Genomic DNA, 1,795 nt, shown 5'->3' on the forward strand with positions numbered 1-1,795 from the left:
CCCAACTTCCCGAATACGTAACACGAATTAGAAATGCACGGATCACCCAACAGGAGTGATTCCCATTTTTATGAATAATTCTCTCTGTTTTACACTGACTTCTCCCATCGTAGTGCCATACGTTGGATGACTTAAATATTCAATCGCCTGAAAGGTATCCAGTATTTCTTTTTGCGTGTAGTTCTCTCGTAATCGACTGCGATCCATCTCACGTTGAATATACGATTGAATGATTAATGCGATGAATTGAATGAATAATTTCCCTTCTAATGACCGTTCAGAAGACACTCTCAACCGACGCATATTTAAGCGCTCCTTTAGATTGTGGAATGTTTCCTCAATCATATTTTTGCTTCGATAGAGTCTTAGGATTTCCCATGGATCTTTCTTAAATGTGCTGAGTAATACAAAGTATCCAAAATAACTTTTTTCCTCTTCAATGACTTCTTCATTAAAGCCAAACTTTACTCCTTGACTTGTTTCCACTTTCGTAAAATACTTCGCCTGTGTTTTCCCTAACTCCTTTAGGATGACCTCTCCTTTATTTAACTTTTCATAGATTGCATGTATCTGATTGTTAAAGTTTTTCTCCTCTTCGACCGCTATTTCGGTATTGAAATAGATATAGGCCTGCATTGGATAATGGCTTTGTTTATTCGCCGGCTTAAAGTAATCTACTCCAATACGTGTCCCACTTATCTTGTAAATCGTCGAATAATTGCTCATACGGCTGATTACTTTTTTAGATTCTTGAATCGCTGCTTTAATATAATTTAGATTTTTTCTTACCCCCATAACAAATCCAATCGAATCATTAATCAGAGCGTAGACGTTCTCTTCGCTATAAAATCCGCGATCCATTACTAATTTTATCCTGTCACATTCGATATGATCCAACATGCCCAGTAACCATTTAATTGTTTTTGAATCTTGCACATTCCCTGCCAAATGACGATACATTACAGGTAATTCACATTGTTCTCCTTGCAAAACTCCCAAGTTAATTTGTGGCAACTTATCGTCTTCTTTGTTATAGCCATATTTTACATATGGAAGTAGCGAAGAATAACTCGATATTGACGTTGTATCATAATAGATGTATTCTTTTGGTTTTAATGCTTTCATGCGCAAATTAAAGAATTCTTGTTTTTCATGCTCCGTCACACGACTGAAGATGTCACTAATTCTTTGTGACGTCAGTGTCTCACTGTTGTTGTATGGTAAGTAATGTTTCTTTTGCCAGGATTCAAAGTGACACATGGCATTGCTTGGGGATAATACGAGATAATAAGCTAATTGAAGCATGGATTGATAATCTTCAGGAAAAACTTGGGCTAAATCCTTTTCTAATCCTATTTTTCGGGCGATTCCATGCAAAAAATAAGTCGCTCCATAGAATCGTCGTGTGATTTTCTTTGCTTCATTTAGAATGGTTTCCGAATTGTTTTGAGGCGATGCTTTCTTTTTATTCTTTATAGGACGATTCGGTTTCAATTCTCCCGTTTCTGGGTCACGATGCCCTAACATTTTTCGTCTGCGACGGGTGTTTTTAATAGCTGGATCATAATAGACCTCGGTTTCATAGACATAGGTCTTTTTTGCTTTTTCATCATACACATCTTCAATAACGATTCTTGGTTTACTCATATTCTTGTTCCCTCATTCCTTGGTATCATGCTACGTAAATTATAACACGTATCACGGTGTTTTTCAATAAAAAAACCTGAGAAACGCGAGTATATCAACGTTTCTACAGGTTATTATTTTATTTATGCTACGTATTACGGGAACTTAG

At 36.4% G+C, this 1,795-nt stretch carries 1 protein-coding gene; it reads right to left on the minus strand.

From position 1 onward, the window contains the following. Positions 1 to 42 precede the first annotated feature (42 nt). Positions 43 to 1,647, minus strand: a complete 1,605-nt coding sequence (locus HMPREF2811_RS06570) for an IS1634 family transposase (protein ID WP_071408647.1) — start codon at positions 1,645 to 1,647, stop codon at positions 43 to 45. Positions 1,648 to 1,795 lie beyond the last annotated feature (148 nt).

The organism is Globicatella sp. HMSC072A10 (assembly GCF_001811625.1).
GTDB classification, from domain to species: Bacteria; Bacillota; Bacilli; order Lactobacillales; family Aerococcaceae; genus Globicatella; species Globicatella sanguinis.